The organism is Pontiella desulfatans (genome assembly GCF_900890425.1).
GTDB classification, from domain to species: Bacteria; Verrucomicrobiota; Kiritimatiellia; order Kiritimatiellales; family Pontiellaceae; genus Pontiella; species Pontiella desulfatans.
Genome location: NZ_CAAHFG010000002.1, coordinates 632,741 through 654,243, shown reverse-complemented (window position 1 = coordinate 654,243; position 21,503 = coordinate 632,741). Strand labels below are relative to the sequence as shown.

Annotated in this window: 11 protein-coding genes and 2 pseudogenes; 1 reads left to right on the top strand and 12 read right to left on the bottom strand. The window is 53.8% G+C overall.

The window, feature by feature from the left end; translation table 11 throughout:
* Positions 1 to 174 precede the first annotated feature (174 nt).
* Positions 175 to 1,299: a site-specific integrase gene (locus tag E9954_RS18295; protein WP_136080736.1), complete on the top strand. Its 1,125-nt coding sequence runs from the start codon at positions 175 to 177 to the stop codon at positions 1,297 to 1,299.
* Positions 1,300 to 1,309: 10 nt separating this feature from the next.
* Here the strand turns inward: E9954_RS18295 and E9954_RS33355 are convergent.
* The 12 genes and pseudogenes from E9954_RS33355 to E9954_RS18240 form a co-directional block, all read right to left on the bottom strand.
* Positions 1,310 to 1,459 (bottom strand): annotated as a pseudogene (locus E9954_RS33355) (IS630 family transposase); the annotation flags it as partial.
* A gap of 378 nt (positions 1,460 to 1,837) precedes the next feature.
* Positions 1,838 to 2,140 (bottom strand): annotated as a pseudogene (locus tag E9954_RS33515) (PriCT-2 domain-containing protein); the annotation flags it as partial.
* 1,500 nt (positions 2,141 to 3,640) lie between these two features.
* Entirely contained in the window at positions 3,641 to 5,248 is a 1,608-nt protein-coding gene (locus tag E9954_RS18285; protein WP_136080734.1) for a sulfatase family protein, read from the bottom strand.
* 55 nt (positions 5,249 to 5,303) lie between these two features.
* On the bottom strand, positions 5,304 to 7,118 hold the full coding sequence (locus tag E9954_RS18280) for an alpha-L-fucosidase (protein WP_168442386.1): 1,815 nt from the start codon (positions 7,116 to 7,118) through the stop codon (positions 5,304 to 5,306).
* A gap of 10 nt (positions 7,119 to 7,128) precedes the next feature.
* Complete coding sequence (locus E9954_RS18275; RefSeq protein WP_136080732.1) at positions 7,129 to 8,547, bottom strand: sulfatase; 1,419 nt, start codon at positions 8,545 to 8,547, stop codon at positions 7,129 to 7,131.
* Complete coding sequence (locus E9954_RS18270; protein WP_136080731.1) at positions 8,544 to 10,091, bottom strand: sulfatase; 1,548 nt, start codon at positions 10,089 to 10,091, stop codon at positions 8,544 to 8,546. Before E9954_RS18270 ends, E9954_RS18275 begins: the two co-directional genes overlap by 4 nt.
* A 3-nt stretch (positions 10,092 to 10,094) precedes the next feature.
* On the bottom strand, positions 10,095 to 12,164 hold the full coding sequence (locus tag E9954_RS18265) for a right-handed parallel beta-helix repeat-containing protein (protein WP_168442385.1): 2,070 nt from the start codon (positions 12,162 to 12,164) through the stop codon (positions 10,095 to 10,097).
* A 157-nt stretch (positions 12,165 to 12,321) separates the two neighbouring features.
* Positions 12,322 to 13,623, bottom strand: coding sequence for an MFS transporter (locus E9954_RS18260; RefSeq protein WP_136080729.1), 1,302 nt, complete (start codon positions 13,621 to 13,623; stop codon positions 12,322 to 12,324).
* Positions 13,624 to 13,873: 250 nt separating this feature from the next.
* The gene (locus E9954_RS18255) at positions 13,874 to 16,159 is read right to left on the bottom strand and encodes a right-handed parallel beta-helix repeat-containing protein (protein WP_136080728.1); all 2,286 of its coding nucleotides are present in this window, start codon (positions 16,157 to 16,159) and stop codon (positions 13,874 to 13,876) included.
* A 34-nt stretch (positions 16,160 to 16,193) separates the two neighbouring features.
* Positions 16,194 to 17,579, bottom strand: coding sequence for a sulfatase-like hydrolase/transferase (locus E9954_RS18250; protein ID WP_168442384.1), 1,386 nt, complete (start codon positions 17,577 to 17,579; stop codon positions 16,194 to 16,196).
* Between the two features lie 166 nt (positions 17,580 to 17,745).
* Entirely contained in the window at positions 17,746 to 18,771 is a 1,026-nt protein-coding gene (locus E9954_RS18245; RefSeq protein ID WP_136080726.1) for a LacI family DNA-binding transcriptional regulator, read from the bottom strand.
* Between the two features lie 197 nt (positions 18,772 to 18,968).
* Entirely contained in the window at positions 18,969 to 21,497 is a 2,529-nt protein-coding gene (locus E9954_RS18240; protein WP_136080725.1) for a hypothetical protein, read from the bottom strand.
* Positions 21,498 to 21,503 lie beyond the last annotated feature (6 nt).

Here is a 21,503-nt window from a genome sequence, read left to right as displayed (position 1 = left end):
CCTTTTTTATTGCCTACACAACTATTTCCCAATGTTTACAGGGAGATCAGCATTCCCACTCATTGTGGTGCGTCGTGGCCCATCGTGTGCCATTGTGTCGCATTGTGCTTGTTTTTCGACCACCAAAGGGGCTATATCACCACCAGACGCCACCAAAGGAAGGAGAGCCCGCCAATGCCAAAACAAGCTGAATTGCGGAAAATCGAGCGCGACGACAGACGCGCATCGAAGTGGGGTATCTCAATCCCGCAAACTGGGAAACGGCCTAGGCGCGTGTTTTTTAAAACGGCGCGGGCACGGGATTTCGAGTTCAACAAACTCAAGCGGCTTACACGGGACGAGGGGCACGGTGTGCTTTCCGATGTGACGGCGGCGGATGTGGCCCTGCTGAAGGATATAAGGAGCATCCTGCCGGCGGACATCGACCCACGCGAGGCGTGCCGCTTCTATGTAGCGCATCGGTGCCCGGACTCAACGGTTTCGCTTAACGAGGCCATGCGGGGATTCCTGAAGAAGCAGCAACTGGCGCACATCTCACAGGAGCACTACAACCATATCGAACTGCACCTGAACCGACTAGTAGACGGCGCTGGACGCGAAACCCCGGTTTCGGGCGTTGGGCAGGATATGATTTCCGATCTACTGCTCGGGCTCCCGTTCCAGCCGACCACGGTGGATGGCCACCAAAAGAACTGGGGCACCTTTTTCAACTGGTGCGTGAAGCAACAATATTGCGCCATGTCACCGCTAGCCGGCATGGATCGTATCGATATTCCCGAGACGGAACCGGAGTTCATGCCGGTGCCTGACGTGAAGGCATTTTTCAAAGCGGCGCTGGAAATCCATCCGGACTATGCCCCTGTGTTGGCGCTCTCTTTCTTTGCGGGGATGCGCTCTTCGGCCATCCGGCGGCTAGAGCGCGCCGACATCGATTTCGAGCAACGCGGGATCCGGCACCGGGGAGCCCAGCACAAAACGAAACGGCGTTTTTTCGTCCAAGACTTCGAGGACAACCTGTGGGCATGGCTTGAACCTTGGCGCAAGCTGACCGAGCTACCGAATTGGCCGAGTTCCACCGCCATCAAATGGAGGGAGAACATCTACAAGAAGGCGAAGGTGGTCTTCCCGCATAATGCCGGGCGGCATTCGTTCTGCACCTACCATGTGGCGCTCTTCGGATCCGCCGATCGCACCGCCAACCTGCTGACCCACCGGGGAAGCGTTTCTACACTCTACGACCACTACCGGGGAAACGCCACCAAGGCGAAAGCGGAGCGCTATTTCAAGATCGTGCCCTGAAAGCCCCGACCTAGTGTGCTGTCCCATTAATATTGCCGCATAAGCGCCCGAGCTTGTTTAAAATTGAGTCCGCCGTTGCCGTCCACTCGAACGGCTGAGCGTTTTTGTTGTGGTTGCGTACGAAGGTGTCGATCTTCTGTTTAAGCTGCCGCGTACTTGTATCGGTCCACGACGGCATACCTGTTTCGGTGCCACAATAATTGTGGGACTGAAGATTAGTTATCACCGAGTTGTTGTAGTGGTTGGACGAAAGCGGACGGAGGTCCTCGTTATTCTGCATAAAGGTTGTGAGCCTTGTGACCACCTCATCTCGACCGATGCTCTTCCAGCCGTCCACCTTGCTGTACACCCTCCAGCATTCACGGTGATACCGTAATGTGGGCTGGCCACTTTCCGGATCCACAACCTCTTCGTTAAAGAAGCGTTCGGCGGCATCGGCATGCGCCGCGGCCTCAGGCCTGCCGCCTTTCTTGCCGTTTTCGGTACTCGACAGTTTCCGGTTGTCAAAAACCCAGCCGTTTTCCTTCGCCATGTAATATATGCTGCCGATGGTGACCGGGTCATCGGATGCGCCCGTATCAAAGTTATCCCAGTGCCAGCGGTTCTCCTTGGCGTTGTAGTTGCCTTCGCGCTGACTCCACCAGTCGAATAACTCCCACACCTCATTCCAGCAACCATGCTCTTCTGCGTAGCGACTGAGCGCCATCCCCACAAGCATCCAAACCCAATACGACTTGGGTGACACGCGCTCCAAAGCTGACTTCAACCGCTTCAGCTCCTTCGGCGGATCGTAGCTCTTTCCGGGCGCAGCGTGTTCAACGGCATCGCGCGGCGGCTTCATCAACGCAGCCAACGCGTCTACGGCGTCCTGGTTGAGCTGTAAACTGTCCCAGCCCTTAGCAGTCAACCCGGTCATCGTAATTAGGCGCTTTCCGGCATACATCTCGACTTCGCCTTCAACACCGTTCAGCGTAATTACCTTCTGACTTCCAAGGAAGGGCAACTTACCGTTACAGAAAATATGTAGTCCTCTGCGCGATAAACTTAGTTCAATGTAGGTTGGGTTGCACAACCTGATTACTTCGGCTGCAAACGGCGTCAACTGGCCATCAACTATACAGTCGTCAAGGTCAATGCAAACCAGACCATCCTGCGCCTCCATAGCATAAGCGAAACCATCTACTCGCCCTCGCTCTACCCACACGCGGACTTCGGGCAGAGTTTTGCGATATTCACCTTGAGACCACCTTGCAGGCATCCCATCTTCACAGATCGGCTTCTTATCAAATCCACATTTATCCACTTTGGGGTTAATTAACATGGACAGCCAAGAGTCATTATCCGCCAGCGCCCCCGGTATACTGTCGAACCGGAAGTACAGTTTATCCGAAGGCTCTTCAACCCCGAACACCTCATATACCGATGAATGCTGTATTTGATTTAGCAACGACTCTGCTGGCACTACGGCCGACACACCGCCCTGCAGCTCTGCACCATTGATCAGTCGGGCTGGTGATGCACTTTCAGTTTTATTTTCTACGCCCGGACCAAACAGGTCCATCTGACCGGGAATATCAACGACGGGCAACTCTGTCGCCCCCAACTTTTTCTTGTGATTTAGGTTCACAACGCACCATACCTTCCTACTCCAAATCAGGAGCATGAGGTTGAAGCGCCGGAAGAATGAAATTAAGCCGAGTTAGTAGCAAACCGACCGGACACGCGTCCACATGGACTGTAGAACTCCCACAACCGAGTGGAAGTTCGCCGTATTAGAGATTGAGTTACATGTCCCGGGCTCGCAGATCACGGCATCTAACGAACCACCTTTATTAGCCCCGGTTGTTAAGCGGGGTAGGAGCCACCGAAGCAGCTCTGAGATCACAGCATTGCGCTTGATCTTCCTAATGAATACAGACGACTAAGGGTGATGTGAAGACAATAATTAAAAAACTACAACATATGGTGCAACCAACTCAATCAATCAGTCATATGTGGGGGTTTGGGGTGGTTCTCCACAAGATCAGCACAATGCTGTTGAATTATTGTGTTTTCAGGCTTCCAACTGGTACACATTGGGTGGTACACATTAGTCAGAAACAGCTAAAAAACGGGCTGATACAACAACTATAACCCACTGCTGTTTGGCGTGTTACAAGGCCGAGGAAATCGCTTTCCCGTTATCCTCCACCAATTTAAAGCCCGATCATCCGATCGGGCTTTTTTCTTAGTAAAAACGAACTAATTGAGTGATTTTGGTGGTACACATCCAGTGGTACACCCCGTCCTCCCCCAATTATCCGCGATCCCCGGATTTGATGGAGAGCCTGATGGAGAGCCATCAAGCACTCCATGCATCGGGCTCCATAGAAGCCTTAAGGATTTTGTCGAGGAGAGCTGCGCGCATTTCGGCAAGTTTGGTTTCATGTCCGCCCAGGGCAGCATGGTTGCGCAGTTCAAGCGGGTCGTCTTTGAGGTTATAGAGCTCTTCCCGGTCACCGACGTAGTGGCAATATTTCCAGTCGTCTTTGATCAGCATGCTGGAGCGGCCTTTGACGGTGTAGTCGAGGAACCAGCTGTTTCCGTCTTTGGCCTTGCGCATTTTGGCATACGCATCGAGTTCCTTCAGCGGCATGACGGGTGGCGGCGCCTGGTTGAGTCCGATTTCCGCAAAGATTTCGTTGCGGTGCGTTCCATGCCCCTGCCTGAGAATCTCCAGAAAGGATTTTCCGTGTATGCCCTTTTGAGCGGGAGCGCCCAGATACTCCATTACCGTCGGCATGATGTCTACGTTTTCTATGTTTGCGGAAAATTCGCGCCCATTCTCGATGCCGGGGAACTGGACGATCAGCGGGATACGAACCAACGAGTCGTAGAAGGCCTTGGTCTTTCCGATCATGCCGTAATGCCCCCCGAAGTTTCCGTGGTCCGCCGTGAAGACCACAATCGTATTTTCATCCAGCCCCAATCGCTTCAATTCATCCATGAACAGGCCGACCGAGTCATCGATAAAGGTCATCTGCCCATACATGGTGGCGGCGATGCGCTGACGTTCGGCCATGGTATAATCGCCGAAGCCATTAGCCGTCGACTGAATATAATGCGCGGCGGGATGCGTTGCCCAATCGATATCCATTCCTTCGAATTCGATCTTTGAAGGGTCATACATCGAATAGTACGGCTCCGGCACCACATTGGGCCAATGGGGATCCGGGAATGAATAGTGCAGCATGAACGGCTTGTCGTCGTCCGCATGGTCCCGCAGGAAGCGAATACCGTCCTCGGCAATCCGATGCGTCATGCACTCTTCTTTCTTGAAAGGCAGGGGCCCCTCGATCAGGCCTTCAAACAATACGGAGCCTTGGTCCGGCGTATCCGATTTAAACTCCGGCCGCTTCTCATCATGGCGGTAGTCGTAAACCGCCTGGTCGGCTTTTGTCATGGTGCCGTGGTTCTTACCGAAGTGGGTGTATTCCTCCCGGAAGTCGAAATACTTATCCATAAACTCATCGTTGAAGATGTGGTTTTTTCCTGAGAGGCCGATGACATAGCCGCTCTTTTTGAGGGTGTCGATGTAGGACCATTGGTCCGGCGGCATGTGCTTGTCCATGGTCACGAAATTGCATCCGTGCTTCATGGTATATTGACCCGTCCAGAGGCTGCCCCGGCTGGGCGTGCAGATCGGGGATACACAGTAGGTGTTATCAAAACTGTTTCCGCTTTCGGCCAGCTTATCAATGTTTGGCGTCTTGATCATGCGCTCCCCGCGGTACCCGAACTGGTCGTACCGCCATTCGTCGACCATCATGACCACAATGTTCATGGGCTTGCCGTTCTTCATCAATGGCTTTGCCTTCTTACCACGCGCGGAGGACACCGCCAGCACCGAAGCCGTTGCACATGTTGTCGTAAGAAAACTTCTTCTCTTCATCGTTAATTGTTTATTCATAGATTTCCTCCAGGCTAATATTGCTTTCCTTTAATTGGATCGTCACGGGCACCATTTAATGTGCTGGGTGCAGAACCAGATTACGCACGCTGATTGGCTTCCAGCTTTTGTTAACAGGTTTAAATTCCAGTTGATAGATGCCCGGTTCATTAACCGTAACTTCACCTATCGTACGTGTTTCAAAATGGGAAGCACCTTCCGTTGGCTCGATAAAGACCTTATTCATGGACTCACCGGCCAGCCCCCATTGCAACCTGGAAGGCTGCGAGGAAGCAAGTTCTGCCTCTACCCGGAATGTTCCGGGTTGTTTGACCTCAAACATCCATCCCACCCAGGCCTGCGCATCTGTCCAGTTCCCTATGGTAGTCGATCCACCTGCGGTTTGAAGTTTGACATGCACTCCATAAGGCCGGTTATGGAGGTCGGCATCCACCGGCATCAACTTAACGGCACCATCCTGATCCTGTGAGGGAATCAGTGAGTCGACTTCCAGTTTACCTTCAACCTCAAGTTTGATAACCGATGAGTAGGGATCAGGAGCAGTTTTAGGAAGCGTAAGAACAACGCCGCTTTTTTCACCATCGGTTGCACTGTCCGCTTTGAGCGCTTCTCCGCTGTGAAGCAAAATGGCGTTTACGGGCAGGTTCTTCAGCCCCGGAACCAAAAGCCTCCCATCTTCAGGCCAATCGAATACATGCAAATAAAGCGTTGCACCATCACCATGCAGTTTTTTGGTACAGCGCCCCCAGTGTAGCCGGTAGAAAGGGCTGGCCGTAGTTCCATAGATTGATTCCCCGTTGACGTCCATCCACCGGCCCACCGCCTGCAGCCGCTCAATGCTGGGCAGTGGGATTTCACCTTTAGCGGTCGGGCCGACATTGAGCAGGAAGTTGCCGCCTTTGCTGACGATATCGCAGAGCTTCTGAATTAAATCCTTGGTCGACTTCCAGTTCTGGTCATAGCTCTTATAGCCCCAGGTGTCATTCATGGTCATGCAGACTTCCCAGTCGCGATCTTTAAAGCCGGTGGCAGGGATGTGTTGTTCCGGGGTTTCGGTATCGCCCTTGTAATCACCGCCGAGGCGGTTGTTGTGGATGATATCCGGAACGGTTTCAAGCAAAGGCAGAAGGCGTTCGGCACGTGTGTTGTCCATCCATGCAGGCGTGTCCCACCATAGAATGTCCGGCTGATAGCGGGAAAGTATTTCATCCACCTGCGGGACAGCGATCGCATCGAGGTAGGAGTCGAAGTCGCCTTTCTGGCCTTCGTCCCAATGCCCCTCTCCTTCCTTTTCCCTGTTCGGCCAAAAGGAACCGCCCGGATGGGTCCAGTCCTGCGCCTGAGAGTAGTACAGACCGAACTTAAGGCCCTCGGCGCGGGCGGCGTCCGCTAGTGGCCCAATCAGATCCTTGCCATAGGGCGAGGCATCAGCGATATCCCAGTCGGATACCGCCGAAGGAAACAGAGCAAAGCCATCGTGATGCTTGGAGGTGATCACAACGTAGCGCATCCCGGCGGCCTTGGCTAACTGCGCCCAGGCAACGGGATCATAGTTTACGGGATTGAACTCCTTGGCATAGGCTTTGTATTCAGCAACCGGAATCTTCCCGCGAAGCATGATCCACTCGCCGATGCCCTTAATCTGTTCCCCGTTATACGTCCCGGCTGGAACCGCATAGACCCCCCAATGAATGAACATGCCGAAGCGCGCCTCGCGCCACCACGCCATGCGCTCATCCCGTTGCTCTTTCGTTTCGCCCGCATAGGGATCGACGGAAGAGGATGCAAAACTTGAAACACATGATGTGATGGACAGAAAAACAGCCACAATCCATCGACCGATCTTTCGCTTTATTAATCTATTTTTCATAATTACCATTTTACTCGGCCACCTCTGCATCAATACTTCTGAGATAGCTTATCAAGGTATCCGTCATTTCTTTGGTTTTTTCCGGCATTTTTTGAGCGAGGTTTTTTGTTTCGCCAATATCTTCAGCCAAATTAAACAGTTCCTGCTTCCCCACTTCCCAGGGACCGGTCCAGCTCAGGACCAGTTTGTAGTCGCCCATACGGATCGCCGAGTGGGACTGCTTTTTGAAACGGGGACGGTGGAAGAAGAGCGCTTTGGATGCCCGTTTAACCTGCCCGCTTTCAGGATCGGCCAGCACAGGACCGAGGCTTGCACCATCGATTTCCGCAGACAGCACATCCTTACCACCGGCCAGCTCGTGGAAGGTGGGCAGCAGATCATAGAGGGCGACCGGTTCGCGGCAAACCACATTCTTTTGCAGACCGGGGCCGCGCACCATAAGCGGAACGCGGATGCCGCCTTCGTAGAGATAAGCCTTCGTACTGCGCAGCGGCGCATTTCGTCCGGGAAGGTTTTCGCTACCGGGCGGAAGGGAAGCATAGGCCTGCTCCCCGCCGTTGTCGGACGACAGGATCACATAGGTATTGTCGGCCAGCCCCAAATCATCAAGCGCCTGCAGCAATTGCCCGATGGCCGTATCGAGGTCTTCGAGCATGGGGCCGACTCCGGGAAGAAGCTGCCTATCGGGATCAGCCTTCTTTGCATACGTGTCCATGGTTTCCTGCCGGGCCTGATGCGCGGTATGAATGGCATAATAGTTGACCTGAAGGTAGAACGGGTTTTCTTCATCCGCCTGCCGCGCCATAAAATCGATGGCGCGGCGGGTAACGGAAAATGTCAGTTTCGGATTTTCATCCGCCTCGCACCGGAAGTTGCGGGCAAAGTGCTCTTTCCCTTTACTTTGATGATAATAGGTTCCGGTATGGTTCCCGGTCGTCGGCCCGTCACTTTCGTCATACCCCAAAGCCGTTGGATTAATCTTCGTGTTCTGTTGCGCCCACGAACCATCCATCACCTCGCCCCATTTTCCAAATAACGCACAGCGATAAGCCGAGTTAGCCTGCTTAATATATTGAGCGATAGACAAATGCCCCACTCCGTCAAACTCCCCGATAAATTCCGTTCCGCGCTGACGGGCAGGCGTCATGCCATACTGAATACTGCGGCGCGTCGGCGTGCAGTTGGGCGCCGGCGAATACGCATCGGTAAAACGTATGCCTTCGTGAGCAAACCGGTTCATATTGGGGGTTTCCAGATAAGCGCAGTGCGCCTCCGGATAGTTCGGATCCACCGTTTCCGAAAAATCAGCCCAGCCCTGATCATCCGTCAGGATGAACAGGATATTCGGCTGAGCCGCCATGGCTCCAGCCCCCATAAATTGGAGCAGTAGCCCCAGCAAGATAATCTTCATACCTCTATTCATCTTCATTTGACCTTATTTTCCTGGGCCACACCGCGGATTTTAAAGGATTTTTCGAACGCCTTAACAACCTCATGATATTCAGGATCATCGACGAGGTTTTTGGTTTCAAGGGGATCGGTTTTATAATCATAAAGTTCTTTGGCCACCAGCACTCCGGTTCGTTCGCCCTTCCTGTAGTCCATCTTCAACCACTTAACATATCGATGCCGTTCGTCCCGCAGGGTATATCCCATAGTGGATCCCCGGGTATATTGGGCCATGGCATCCGGGCGAACCAAGGCCGTGGGATCCTTCATGATAGGAACCAGGCTTTTGCCGGGAAGATGCTCCGGGATGTCAAGACCGGCCAGTTCGCACAGGGTTGGGAAAACATCGACAAACTCCGCGGGTGATTGGGAGGTGTTCCCCGACAATCCTTTCGGGCCTGCGATGATCAGCGGCGACCGGACGGCCTGCTCAAAGTTGGTATGTTTGGTCCACAGCTTATGGTCGCCGAGATGGAACCCGTGATCGCCCCAAAAGCAGATAACCGTGTTTTCAGCCAGACCGGCCTTTTCGAGATGATCCAGCACCTTGCCGAGCTGGGCATCCATATAGCTCACCGTCGCCATGTAGCCATGAATCAGCCGCTTTTGCAGTTCGACCGGAAGATCGTCTTCACGGGGAATATCACTGTATTGACCCAACTCACCGTTACCTCCAGTCCCCTTCATCGCAATCATTGGTGCGCCCTTGGGAGGATTCCGGAAGGCCGCCAGATCGATCTCATCCCGGTCGTAGAGATCCCAATACTTCTTCGGCGCGACAAAAGGCAGGTGCGGCTTGTGAAAACCAACCGATAGGAAAAAGGGCTTATCCCCGGCAGCCAACCGGTCGAGCATTTGCACGGCGGCATTCGCCAGCGCCCCATCCGGATAGGCGTCATCCGGAACATCCATGCACTCCGTTGCCGGCCGGGCCAGTGGCCCGCCGATCTCGGCCATGGCCCGATTCTTCAAATAGCCGGGATTGAACACCTTTCCCGCAAGCTGTGCTTCGGCTTTCTGACCAGCCTCAATCGTCATCGGATTCACATAGTCCTGATAGTGATCCATCGAACGCTCCGCCGAAACACTGCCGTACGGAATCGACCATGAAGGCGCATCGAGATCCGTGCGATTATCCACGCAGCGAGGGTCAAAGGTTTTTCCCAATCCGGTTGTCGCGTAGCCCTGTTGACGGAAATATTGCGGCAGGGTCAATACATCCGGGTCCACATCGCGCATTTTAGTTTCCAGATCCCAGACCCCCGTCTGATCAGGATAAAGCCCCGTCATGATGCTGGCCCTCGACGGACCGCAAAGCGCCTGCTGACAGGCGGTGTTTAGAAATACAGTTCCCCGCTCGGCCAAACGATCGATGTTCGGTGTTTGAATGATCTCGTCACCAAAGCAACCCAGCACGGGCTTCAGGTCATCAATCGGAATGAAAAGAATATTCGGAAGCGATGACTTGGCAACAGCGAAGCCTGCGGCCAAAGCAAAACCTAAAATACAGATGAGTTTTTTCATGCGTTAATTCCCTGATTGAAGTCCTATCTTGTCCAACGGAATGGAGGCGCATTCCGTCACACCTTTAAGTGGTGCTTTACGCAGCATCTCCAAACGGAAAGGCGTTAACGGAAGCTCCAGCTTTACGGCCCGGTTGCCCTCAAGCAGCAGGTCGCCATCCTGATCCAGCCCAACCTTCCCGCCGGAGGTTCCACACCCCTCTTCACAGTTTACGAAGATATTTCCGCTCACGGTATTGGTGCGCGACGCCACATCCAGGAACCCGTCCAACAGGGGGTAGCGCTCGGAATATGGCGGAGCGTTTATGTCGATATCCTCAAACAAACGCTTTTCCCAAAGCGCGCTTTTCCGGCGGGTTTCCCAGCGGGGAGTACTCAGTATAAATTTTACGGGGGCCGGGCAATCGATAAACACATTCTGCTGAATCGTGTTGCGATGGCCAAAGTGCACATACGCTGCACCGAAGCGTGGACTGCCGACTTTGTAGAAAATGTTTGAAGCTACCAGCGTGCCGCCGGTTCCGTCGTCGAGATAAACGCCGGTGATGCGCCGGTGCTCATCAGCGCAGATATCATGAAAATAGTTACCGACCACCCGGTTCCCCATATCGGACGGATTGCGGCCGATGTAGAACGCGCCCATATCCTCATACCCTTCCTGAAGTATATGGTCAATTTCGTTGAACTCAACGGCGTGGTCGTTACCGAAGAGCGTGACCGCGTTGTGGGGCTGATGGTGGATGCGGCAGTTGCGCACCGCGTTGCCGACGCCGTATATGCTGACCGCCGGACTATACGAGGCGCGCAGGTTGGAGTTGCGGTAGAGCTCGCAATTAACGATGCGGTTGTTACCCGCTGACAGATCGACCTTGGAGCCACCATCGATGATTACCCCGCCCTGGCCGGTGTTATAGATTCTGCAATTTTGGATGGTGCAGTTTTTTCCGGCCCTACGATCCCAGGTGGAGTTTTCATAGTGGTGCGCCTTGATGTTGCCAACATAGCGCGACACCGGGGTACCGGTAAATTCATGAACGGGTCCTTCGTGACCGCCCTCCACACCCTGCCCCATCATAATGCCGAGTATTCCGAATCCGCGAACGGTCAGGTTGTCCAGCACCACCTGCTCGGCATTCTCCATATAGATACCCATGCCGCGCCCGTTTTCGAGTGTGACCCCCTCGATCCGGATATGTGCTGTGTTTTCGATGGCGATGAAAGGCTTTTCGAAAACGGTGATCTCCACCCTATCGAGCGGCTTTTCTTCGCGGGGCATGAGATAGAGTTTGCCGGATTCCTTATCCACAAAACATTCGCCTGGGCGGTCCAGCTCTTCCAACAGATTGTAGACGACATAGTGACGGCTTTTGGTCATCGGGTTCGTATCCGCCCAGGCGCTGATGCCGTAGAGGTGGGGCTGAACGGTCGTGAGAGTACGCTTTTCAAAATCAATCTTCTCTACCTGCAGATTGTCGTGGGCGAACCCGCGTGAAAACACCCCTTTCAGCCAAATATCCGAGGCCAGCTTCCAGCGGTCGGCGCGGTCGTAATCAAACTCGAATGTTCCGCCGCGCGGGACATAGTCAGGATTCAACAGGGCAGGATCCTGAAACTTTCCGCCATGCAGTTCGTTCATCGGAATCGCGCCGGAATCCAGCACCTTGCCGATTTTCAATGAACCTTCGTTAGGCCATTTTGCCAGCTCAAAAAGCCGATCGTTCCCGTACACCTCCATGTGGGCCGGCAGAAACGGGGTCGAAAAACCCTGCTGCTTAATGTCCCCGTAATCACGGATACCCAATGCGGCAAGGTCCGCGACGAGCACTTTATTGCGCGCTTCCGAAATGAGTCGGGATAACGTTGCCGGATCGGAAACCTTTTCAAATTTCGAAAACGGGATAGAGGTTCCACCGGAAAGCACGACGTTTGCCCCCGGCCGGGCACGATAGACCACCGGGGCTCCAGGAAGCCCGGCATCCGAGGGGCCGAGTTCGAACGTATCGCGAACCGGATAGACCCCTTCGCCGATTTCGACCACTACACCTTCGGCGGGATATTTTCCATCAGCTTTCATTTTCCGTATGGCGTCGCGTGCCTGTTCCAATGTCTGGAAAGGTGCTGAACGGCCGACCTGCAACTGGAGCTGCGCCCCTGCGTTCTGACCGATGGCGAATAGCGCAAGGCAACCCGCCGTTAGTAAAATAGGGTGACGATAGAACATAATAATTTCTCTACTGTTCGCTTTCTTCTTTACTGTGATCCACATGGAACGGTGCAAACCAGGTGATAATAAACGACGGAATGGTGGCAATGCAGACGATGACAAAAAACCACTGGTACCCGACCGCTTCCTGCAGCTTGCCGCTGATCATGCCGGTCAGCATCATACACAGCATCATGAATCCCGTAGAGATCGCGTAGTGTGCAGTTTTGTATTTTCCAGGTGCGATCTGCTGCATCATGTAGAGCATCAGCGAAACCGAGCCGATGCCGTAGCCGAACATTTCAAGCGTAATGACCGTTGTGATCCACGGTACACTGGTGGGCAGCGCATAACCGAGATAAACAAAGGCCAGATCCGGCACATTCAGCATGACACATAGAAACATCAGCGAACGCTTCAGCCCGAATCTGGATGCAATGAGCCCGCCCAGCAGCGCGCCGAGCATAAAGGCCACCGAACCGAAGGATCCCATAATGTTCCCGACCGCCACATTGTCCAGCCCGAGACCACCCGCCTCCACGGTATCGATCAGGAAAAGCGGCCCCATCTTTTCGAGCAGTCCTTCCGCAAGGCGGTAGAACAGAACGAAGAGCAGCATGACCCAGATATTTTTCTTTTTGAAATAGCTGGAAAATACATCGCCGAATTCATGAACCACATGCTTCAGACCGCTTTTGGAATCCTCCAGCTGAACGGCCTCGCCACCGGTCGGCAGCATAAAGCGGTGCCAGATGCTGAGGATCAGCATCGTTGCACCCAGCACCCCCATCACAATCATCCAGGCATGCGCCCAACTGAGGCCCAGCCCTTTTTCCTCGGAATGCAGATAGCCGGTCACCGACACCAGCAGCCCCGTCGCCAGGATTTTTCCCCCATACCAGCAGATGCCCTGCGCCCCGATATATTTGGCCTGCATCTTTGCCGTCATGGAATTGATGTAGACCCCGTCCGCGGCAATATCCTGTGTTGCCGAAAGAAAGCCGATCACCCAGAACAGGGCGATGGTTGCCGGTAGCCAGCCTTCGAGCGGAAGAGCCAGCGCCATGCAGCCCAGGCCGACTGCCATGATGATTTCCGTAAGCAGTACGAAAAACTTCTTCGTTCTATACATGTCGATAAACGGAGACCACAGCGGTTTCAGCACCCACGGCAGATACATCGCCCCCGTGTAGAGCCCGATCTCCGTATTGGAAAGACCGAGGTTCTTATACATGATCGCCGCCACGACCACGACGATGTTCAGCGGAACGCCCATCGCAAAATAGAGCGTCGGCATCCAGAAAAGCGGGTGTCGTTTTTTCTCATTCATAAAATCAGCGGAATTCCTGTTTTTAATTTCTTCCCTTACGATCGCTCAGCCACATGCTGGCACAAAACGTTAACATTACTCGGCAACTACTGCCCAACCAAGGCACCACGGCTTTCCCGCAGCTCCAACGCCTTCCTCTGACAAATATTGGTAAACAATGTTACTACCCCCGTGCTTTGTCAATCTATTTCATGCGGATTCATCCATGTTCAGCAGGCCGCCTTGATGAAAACGCCCACGTTCAGCACCATTACCGGCCGGTCAGCACGAGTCCGGCATCATCGAAATAGACGTTGCCGGAACCCTGGCTTAGGCGCCTTACAAATACAACGACATCCCCGGCACCTTCCTGAGAGGAAAAGGAAAGGTTCACACGACGCCAGGCGGGTGCGCCAAACGTAACATCGGGAGAGGTAAACTCCTGCCCGTCCGGAAAACGAACCCCGAGAACAGCCCGCTCCCCTTTATCCACACGGAGGAAACCGCTGAATTGATAGGTGCAGTCCGGCTCAAGATCCGTCACGACCTGCCGGATTTCGCTCCGATTTCCAGCCAGCTCAACCGAATGGGCTCCCATCCGCCCGGTGCCGATATCTTCGTCGATCTGGAGCTTGGGCTTATGCTTGTTTTTCCGAACATCACCAACCGATGTCCATGGATCCAAATGGTCTTCGTGCTCAAATGCGGAATTGATAATAAGGTTCCGGTGCCTGGGCCGACTGCGGGTTGTGTCCATCTCGGGCGGATTCCTGAAATCATGCCCGACGCGGAAGACCCCGTTTTCCGATTCAATCGCGCCGATGCCCGGTCGTTTCTGCGGACCGCCCCGCGAGATCCCCTCAAGATAAAGCCCCCGCTCCATCAGATCCGGGTCGATCCTGAAGGGCTCCTTCGGATCGAAACCCTCATAATCGGTAATATTGTTGCTCCAGAAATAGTCGGGGGCCGCTGTTTCGGCGGTTTGGCTGAACACGTTGTTGACGATCCGAACCCCGTTAAGCTCCGGGGCATATTTGTTTCCCCAGATATTCCGGAACCCGAACTTCTCGGCAATGAACGTATTGTTATATATGAGATGAAAGGAAGCATAGTGGTTTAGATGGAACGCGGACAGTTCTACACCGTAAACGATATTGTGGTGCGAAATAATATTCTGGGTTCCATGGTCATAATACAGGCCGGTGCTGTGGTGATGAGCCACGTTGTGCCGAAGCACGTTGTATCGGATCTCGGAATTCCCGCCCTCAATCACATTGCCGTAGGTCAGTCCGAGATCGCCGGTCAACATTCCTGCATAACTCAACTCGCAGTTCTGGACGAGCGACTGATACATTGCGCCGTAATCAATGACGCTGCGACCACTGCGCGTAAGGGTAGAGTGGCTGATGACATTCCCCTTCCCGCCCAACTGAACACAACTGGCATAGGTTCCGATAAAGTCATGGTCATGGATGTAACAGTTGAGCACCTGGTTATTTTCACCATAGAGGGCCACTCCGGTTCCCGAACTGTAGGCCACCTCGCTGTTTTTCAGGATGCAGTTGCTTCCGAGCAGGCGAACCCCCTTGTCAGCCTGGGCACCGCTGCCTGCCGCCAAGGAGGAAAAATACGGATATTGTATCCTCATGCTATCAAAAATAAGGTGCGAGGACTTGGCGCTTGTTTCGATCGTCGCCCCCAGAATCTCGATGCCCTCAAGTTTTACATGAGATCTGGCTCGCAGATCAAAAGCCGTCATACGGGTTTTAATGTAATAATTCTGCTTCGGCAGCTTCCCGTTTTCTCTGTACACATAAAGTGTTTTTTTCTTTTCATCATAAAACCACTCCCCGTCCGAATCGAGTGCATCCAGAAAGCCAAAGATAAAATACGTTGCGCCCTCGACCGCAACATGCCGACTGGGCTCATGAAAGGGTGCGGAATCAACGATTTCCAGCCGCCCTTTCTCGGGGTTTCCGGTGATGGAAGTCGTCCAGTCGGACCAGTATTTCGGGGCATGGATCCAGGCCTTCGCACCGGCGAGGTCAAAACCGGGAAGACTGGAATCTACGATGAGGGTTTTCGTGGTTCCCTTTTTCATTGTAGCCAACACCGGCTCCAGCAGCACGTCGCCGGAATTGGGCCAACGGGCCTCAAGCAGCATCCTTCCGCCCAGGAACACTTGATTCTCGTGCCCAAGATTCATTTCACACCGCGCGGCATATAGGCCGGCGGGGCCTTTTTGCCAGCGATTCGCCGATACAGAATCCAGACCGGTAATCACCACCCGACCGTTTCCATTCATTTTTTTGAAGACGATGGGTGCATCCGGCCGCCCTGAGCGCGCAGGCTGGACCGTTTCAGCATAAAGACCGTCATCGATATGGCAGATGTCGCCCGGCTTCAAAACCGCGGCAGCCTTACCGATACTCCGGAATGGTCGGCCGGATGTCCCGTCGTTTGCATCACTTCCGCTGGTTGAAACATAATAGGAAGCCCCGAAACTATGGATAGCCGGATAGATAAATAGAATAATCAGCAAAAATCTTCTTTTCAATTTTCTCACTCCTTAATGAAGCTTTATCTGAACATCAGGGCACAAAGCTTTTTATGAACGGTCCGCCGTTCTTCTGATATGCCTTCCAAAGCTCGATAATCTCCGCATTTTCACGGAAGTCATCCAGCGGAAGATGCAGCGCTCTCAATGCCTGCAGTTTTTCCTTTGCGGCCATCACATCGGGATCGTTACTGCCACTAACGTTTTTCAGGGAAGCATCATCCCGCCCGGCCCTGCAATCGAATAACCTGTCCTGACCGTCCAGCAACCACTCTTTCGTACGCATTTGCCGGAACGGCCCGAAATAGGCTCCGATCCACTCACGGGCCGTACTGGTGTCGCCTTGAAGAATCGGAGCAAAGCTGACTCCGTCAACGCCCTCTTCCGGGTCGATCGTGTATCCGGCCCACTCCGCAAGCGTCGGCAGCACATCACTGAAATCAATCAGCTCCGGCGATGCGCCGATCGGTTTTACATGACCTGGGCCCCAGACCACAAACGGAACTCGTGTGCCACGCTCTTTCGTAAAAATCCCTTTGCCATATCCGGCGGTTCCATTATCGGAGGTGTAGATGATGATTGTGTTGTCCGCAATGTCGGAACGTTCGACCTGTTTTCGAATCTCCCCGACCAGATAATCCATATACTCCACATTGGCTTTCAGCGTCGGCTCCGATTTTTCATCGATCCGCCGACCTTTCCCATCGAGCGCAGGCGTCGGAAGATACCCCCCCTTATTGCGCTCGAAATCCCAACTCTTATGGGGCAGCAGCATCGGATAATAGATAAAGAACGGCTCTGATTTATTCGCCTCAATAAACCGGTTGATATGGCCCACCAGAACATCCGGCCCGTAGTCATTGGTCTTGGTTTTCAACCCGGCCCCGTTGATGGTTAAGGAGGGGTGCCAATAACGCGCCGAACGGTCATACCACCCGCCCTTGGGAAGCTTTCCTTTGTCCCAGCGCTCCACCGGCCCGTCAAAACCATCCCAGTCCGCCCACTCGAACGCCTCATCGAATCCGTAATCCGCGCGAAAATTCCCCTCCATCTGCACTTTGCCGGCAAAGGCGGTTTTGTAGCCGGCCTGCTTCATCATCTCGCCGATGGTCAGGTGATCCCGGGCGAGATTCCAGCTGAGCTTGATGTTATTATGATAGGCCTTGGTCTTGTTGGCATATTTACCCGTCATGATCATCGCCCGCGAAGGGCTGCAGATTGGGGTGGACCAGGCCGTCTGGAAATACACCCCCTCGGCCGCCATTTTCTCCAGGCTCGGCGTCTGGATCTCCTTGCTTCCATACAGACTGAAATCCTTTGCCGAAACATCATCCGCCATAATCAGGATTATATTCGGTGCCGTCCCCAAAGCCGTTCCAACCAGAAAGGCCCAAGCCATGTAGAGTACGCAATTTCTCATTCTATTCCTCATATCTTCTTACGCGGTTTTCTTCCAGCACGGGGGTCATCAATCCAGAACAACACCCTTAACATATCGCCTCACAGCTTTTAGTAACATATGTTACCAGCAACACCAAAGCAAGCGCTTTATGCGTTATAAGTTCAAGGAGATCGTCCTGTTTTGTTTACCGCACCGGCCCCGTGGATTCGCGTTCGATCAAATGCGTTGGAATCGTACGTTTTTTACGACGGTTCAGCGGTTGGTCGCTTTCAATACTTTCGAGGTATTCAGGAACATACTTATCCCGGATGACCGCCAGCTCCTGACGGAATGTGGTCAAAGCCGGGGTCAGGCGCTCCGCAAAAGATACATCGTCGAAGCCGACCACGGATAGATCGGCGGGAATATGCAGCCCAAGCGCGGTCGACACCCGCTGAACGGTCAACGCTGCCGGATCAGAATAGGCCACGATGGCGGTTGGACGCCGTTTAGCCTTCAACGCCGCCACCAACTCCTCTTGCGGATCATCCATGTCCCATGGAAGGGCAATGGAACTGCTGGCTGAAATACCGCCATCGGCACAGGCCGCATCAAATGCCTTCCGCCGGGCAATGTGTGAATATTCGTTTTTCGTTGGGCCGGCATAGGCGATACGCCGATGCCCCAGCCCCTTCAGGTAGTCGATCGCCTGGCGCATGGCCGCCTTGTCGTCGACCGAAACCAAAACGCCCTGCTTAACCTGGGTCGGGTCGCAGTTCACCAGCAGGGATGGGAACGAGGCGTCCCCGAACTGTTTCCAGAACTGCTTCAGAATATCGTTGCGCACCCCGAGGAAAATCCCGCCGCAGATCCGATATTCCTGAATGCGGGTAACCGCACGGGGAATCTGATCGCTTTCCCGCAGCGTCACCAGTTTCTGCGCATAGTCAAACCGGTCGGTCGCGACCATGATATGATCAAGCACACGGGCATAGTATTCCACGGTCACATTGCGGGCCAGCAGCGCAACAAACCGGCTCCGACCCCGCCGCGCAGCCGCAAAAAGTTCGTTCCGGTGATAGCCCAGTTCGGCGGCTACCTTCCTGACGCGCTCAATCGTTCCGTCGTTCATGCGCGCCAGATGCTTTTCATTATTATTCACCACAAAACTGACGAGCGTCGGAGACACGCCGGCCTGTTTAGCAATCTCAACTACAGTAGGTTTTTTCATATAGTAAATGTTTTACTATCCCGCACATTGAAATACAAGCGCAGGAATGGTTGCATAAAAAAAGTTCATCCTGCGCCCCCTGTGCCGTAGCATTAAACCATTGGACAAAGCGTTTCATCTCACTAAGCCCGCACGACAACGTTGTAGCGTTGGCTCTATAAGCCAAATGTCGCAGACAAAGCAGCGGCATCCCTATCTCACTCAGGCGCTGCCAGCTCCAATTGGATGAACCGTTGGGATTCGGATGTGCCGATGTCGTTGGTGTAGGCCTTCATCAATCCATCGTTCGCCGCCACATGGACGGTTTCGTTGGTTTCCCACGCCCCATCCAGCAGGTTCGTACTGGAGGCCACATGCGCGGTCACATTGCTGTCGCCGATCAGGGAGAAGATGTAGTTGCCGCCATGGAACGACGCCCTGGCCCCATCGTTCCAGCCATTGGTCGGGTTGCCGCCGAACACATATTCGCCGTAATCGAGAAGACCATCGTTATCGAAGTCCGCGGCGGGGTCGCCGGACAGCCCATGATCAAATACAAAGGAGTTGTACCTAGCCCCGCCCGGATAGATGTTCAACCCCAGATTTTCCGATGTAAAGACCTGTATATTGTCAATCCGGTATTCGCCGCCTACCGTAGATACACCGGTGTTGTAGTGGAAGCGCAGGGTGTCAAAATCGGCCAGATCGTTCTGGAATCCAAGGTTGTCATAGGTGGCATCGAGATCTGCACTTTCCAGACTTTGGATACGCAGGTCAAACCGGTCGTCCGCCGTATCGGCAGGCTGGACATTCAACGTGAAGCGGTACCAGGTATTCGGATTCAGCTCCGTGCCGGGCTTGATCCAACTTGATCCATCCTTGTAAGCAACCTTCCCGTCCCCCGAAGTCATGTGCACATTAATACCAGTGGCACCTCCCTGCCTGAGCTGCACCCCCGGATTGGTGACGGATCCCGTGTAGAGATAATCGAACTGAATCGTCAGGGGCAAGGCACCATCCACCAGAAGATCCCGCGTCATCTGGCTTGCGGTGTTGGCATCGTCATAGAAAAGGACTCCTTGCGTATCCGCTCCGGCGTTATCAACCGGAGACTGCGCGGAGCTGTCGATTGTCACGTCGTCGGTCACCATCCAATCGCCAAGCCCGCCCTCGAAGTCCTCGCTGACCAGAACATGGGTAAGCCCTCCCCCGTTATACCGGATGATATGCATCGAATAGGGCATGAGGGTGAGGGTGGCCGGCATCGGGGATAAAACCGTATTCTGAGTAAATGTGGCTTCCGACTCCACGGCCTGCACCAGTGGAAGCGAATCATCGGGCATTACGGAATTTATTTCCTGAATCACAACGCCATTGGCCAACTCGAACAGAGAGAGATCGACATCGTACGGGGTCGTCTGCTTGTTGAAAAGAACGAGATAACCCTCGCCGGCTTCCGCGTTGACGAAATTTCCGCCTTCCACTTCGGCATGGCTGCCGGAACCCAGACCTCCCACGCCGTTGTAGGTGCTGGCACCGGAAATCCGGACAGGTGTGAAATAATCCGAGTTCTGCACCGGCTCCTTAAACAGACCAAAAAAATCATAGTTAAGCGTCGTGCCAAAGGCATACGGATCGGGCAGCAGGTTGCTTCCCGGCGCCGAGTAGGTAAACCATTGCGCCATGGAGTGCCAGGAACTGAGTGTGATGTGATCCTGCCCAAACATCTTCATCATGAACTGGCCGGTGACAAACGCCCCCAGATAGGAATACCGGAGACGGAATTGCCGCACATCCCCGGAGAATCCGCCCACATGGTACTCGGTAACAAAAACCTCTTTGCCGGGGAAGTCTGTCTTGATGCGATCAAAGGCTTCGTTGAATTTGGCGTCGATGTGCGAGATGCTGTAATCATACGCGTCCTCATAGCTCAGGAAGTTATCGGCCGTCACACTGCCATCCATCCCAACGGAGGCATAGGTATGGATGACAACGGCATCGAAAAAGTTTTCATCCTGAAGCTCCGAATACCACAGCTCCTGCCGGTCACCGTCATTCACAGCCCCATCGGGCAGGAAGCTTTCATTCGTGAAAAGATGGCTTGGAATGATGACGCCGATTTTGGCGTTTGGAAATATATCCCGGATTACCACGGACGCCGACTGGGCCTTGCTGATATAATCGTGGACATCCGGAACAGCGGCGGCGTACTGGCCGTAATACAGTTCGTTGCCGATTTCAAAACAGTCGATTTCCGCCCCCGTGGCCGCGATATTTTCCAGCACAGTGCGGTTTTGCGCATCGGTCATGGTGGTGATGTTATAGACGTAGGTCGCGGCGGCATCAGTCTGCACAAGGAAGTTCGCAAAAGGCATGTAATCATGTCCCGAGGATTTACCGTTGTTGATTAAACCGTTGTTGAAGCTGTTGGCCCGGTCGGTATCTTTGGTGGTGGCCCCCGGCCACGTTTCATGCCAGCCTGTGGCCTGATCCAGATAGTTTGCAGCCGTCCCCCCGGGATAACGGATCGCCGGCTTGCCAAGGGCGTTGTACTTGTCGACAAACCCGCCGTTATCCTTGTAGTACGGTCGCGAAATGTTATAGGCATTCGCTCCGTACACATTCCTGTTCAAGCGGTGGTGATGGCCAAACAGAAGCTCCACATCCACCACAGGATTAGCAAGGACTGTAGCATTAACCATCGTCCATGTGATAATCGCTGAAGATATGATTTTGATTGCCTTCATGAATAC

Excerpts from the sequence above, each read along its gene's own strand:
- E9954_RS18295 (WP_136080736.1), top strand. The coding sequence starts at position 175 with ATGCCAAAACAAGCTGAATTGCGGAAAATCGAGCGCGACGACAGACGC.
- E9954_RS18285 (WP_136080734.1), bottom strand. The coding sequence starts at position 5,248 with ATGAATAAACAATTAACGATGAAGAGAAGAAGTTTTCTTACGACAACA.
- E9954_RS18280 (WP_168442386.1), bottom strand. The coding sequence starts at position 7,118 with ATGAAAAATAGATTAATAAAGCGAAAGATCGGTCGATGGATTGTGGCT.
- E9954_RS18275 (WP_136080732.1), bottom strand. The coding sequence starts at position 8,547 with ATGAAGATGAATAGAGGTATGAAGATTATCTTGCTGGGGCTACTGCTC.
- E9954_RS18270 (WP_136080731.1), bottom strand. The coding sequence starts at position 10,091 with ATGAAAAAACTCATCTGTATTTTAGGTTTTGCTTTGGCCGCAGGCTTC.
- E9954_RS18265 (WP_168442385.1), bottom strand. The coding sequence starts at position 12,164 with ATGAAAGCTGATGGAAAATATCCCGCCGAAGGTGTAGTGGTCGAAATC.
- E9954_RS18260 (WP_136080729.1), bottom strand. The coding sequence starts at position 13,623 with ATGAATGAGAAAAAACGACACCCGCTTTTCTGGATGCCGACGCTCTAT.
- E9954_RS18250 (WP_168442384.1), bottom strand. The coding sequence starts at position 17,579 with ATGAGAAATTGCGTACTCTACATGGCTTGGGCCTTTCTGGTTGGAACG.
- E9954_RS18245 (WP_136080726.1), bottom strand. The coding sequence starts at position 18,771 with ATGAAAAAACCTACTGTAGTTGAGATTGCTAAACAGGCCGGCGTGTCT.
- E9954_RS18240 (WP_136080725.1), bottom strand. The coding sequence starts at position 21,497 with ATGAAGGCAATCAAAATCATATCTTCAGCGATTATCACATGGACGATG.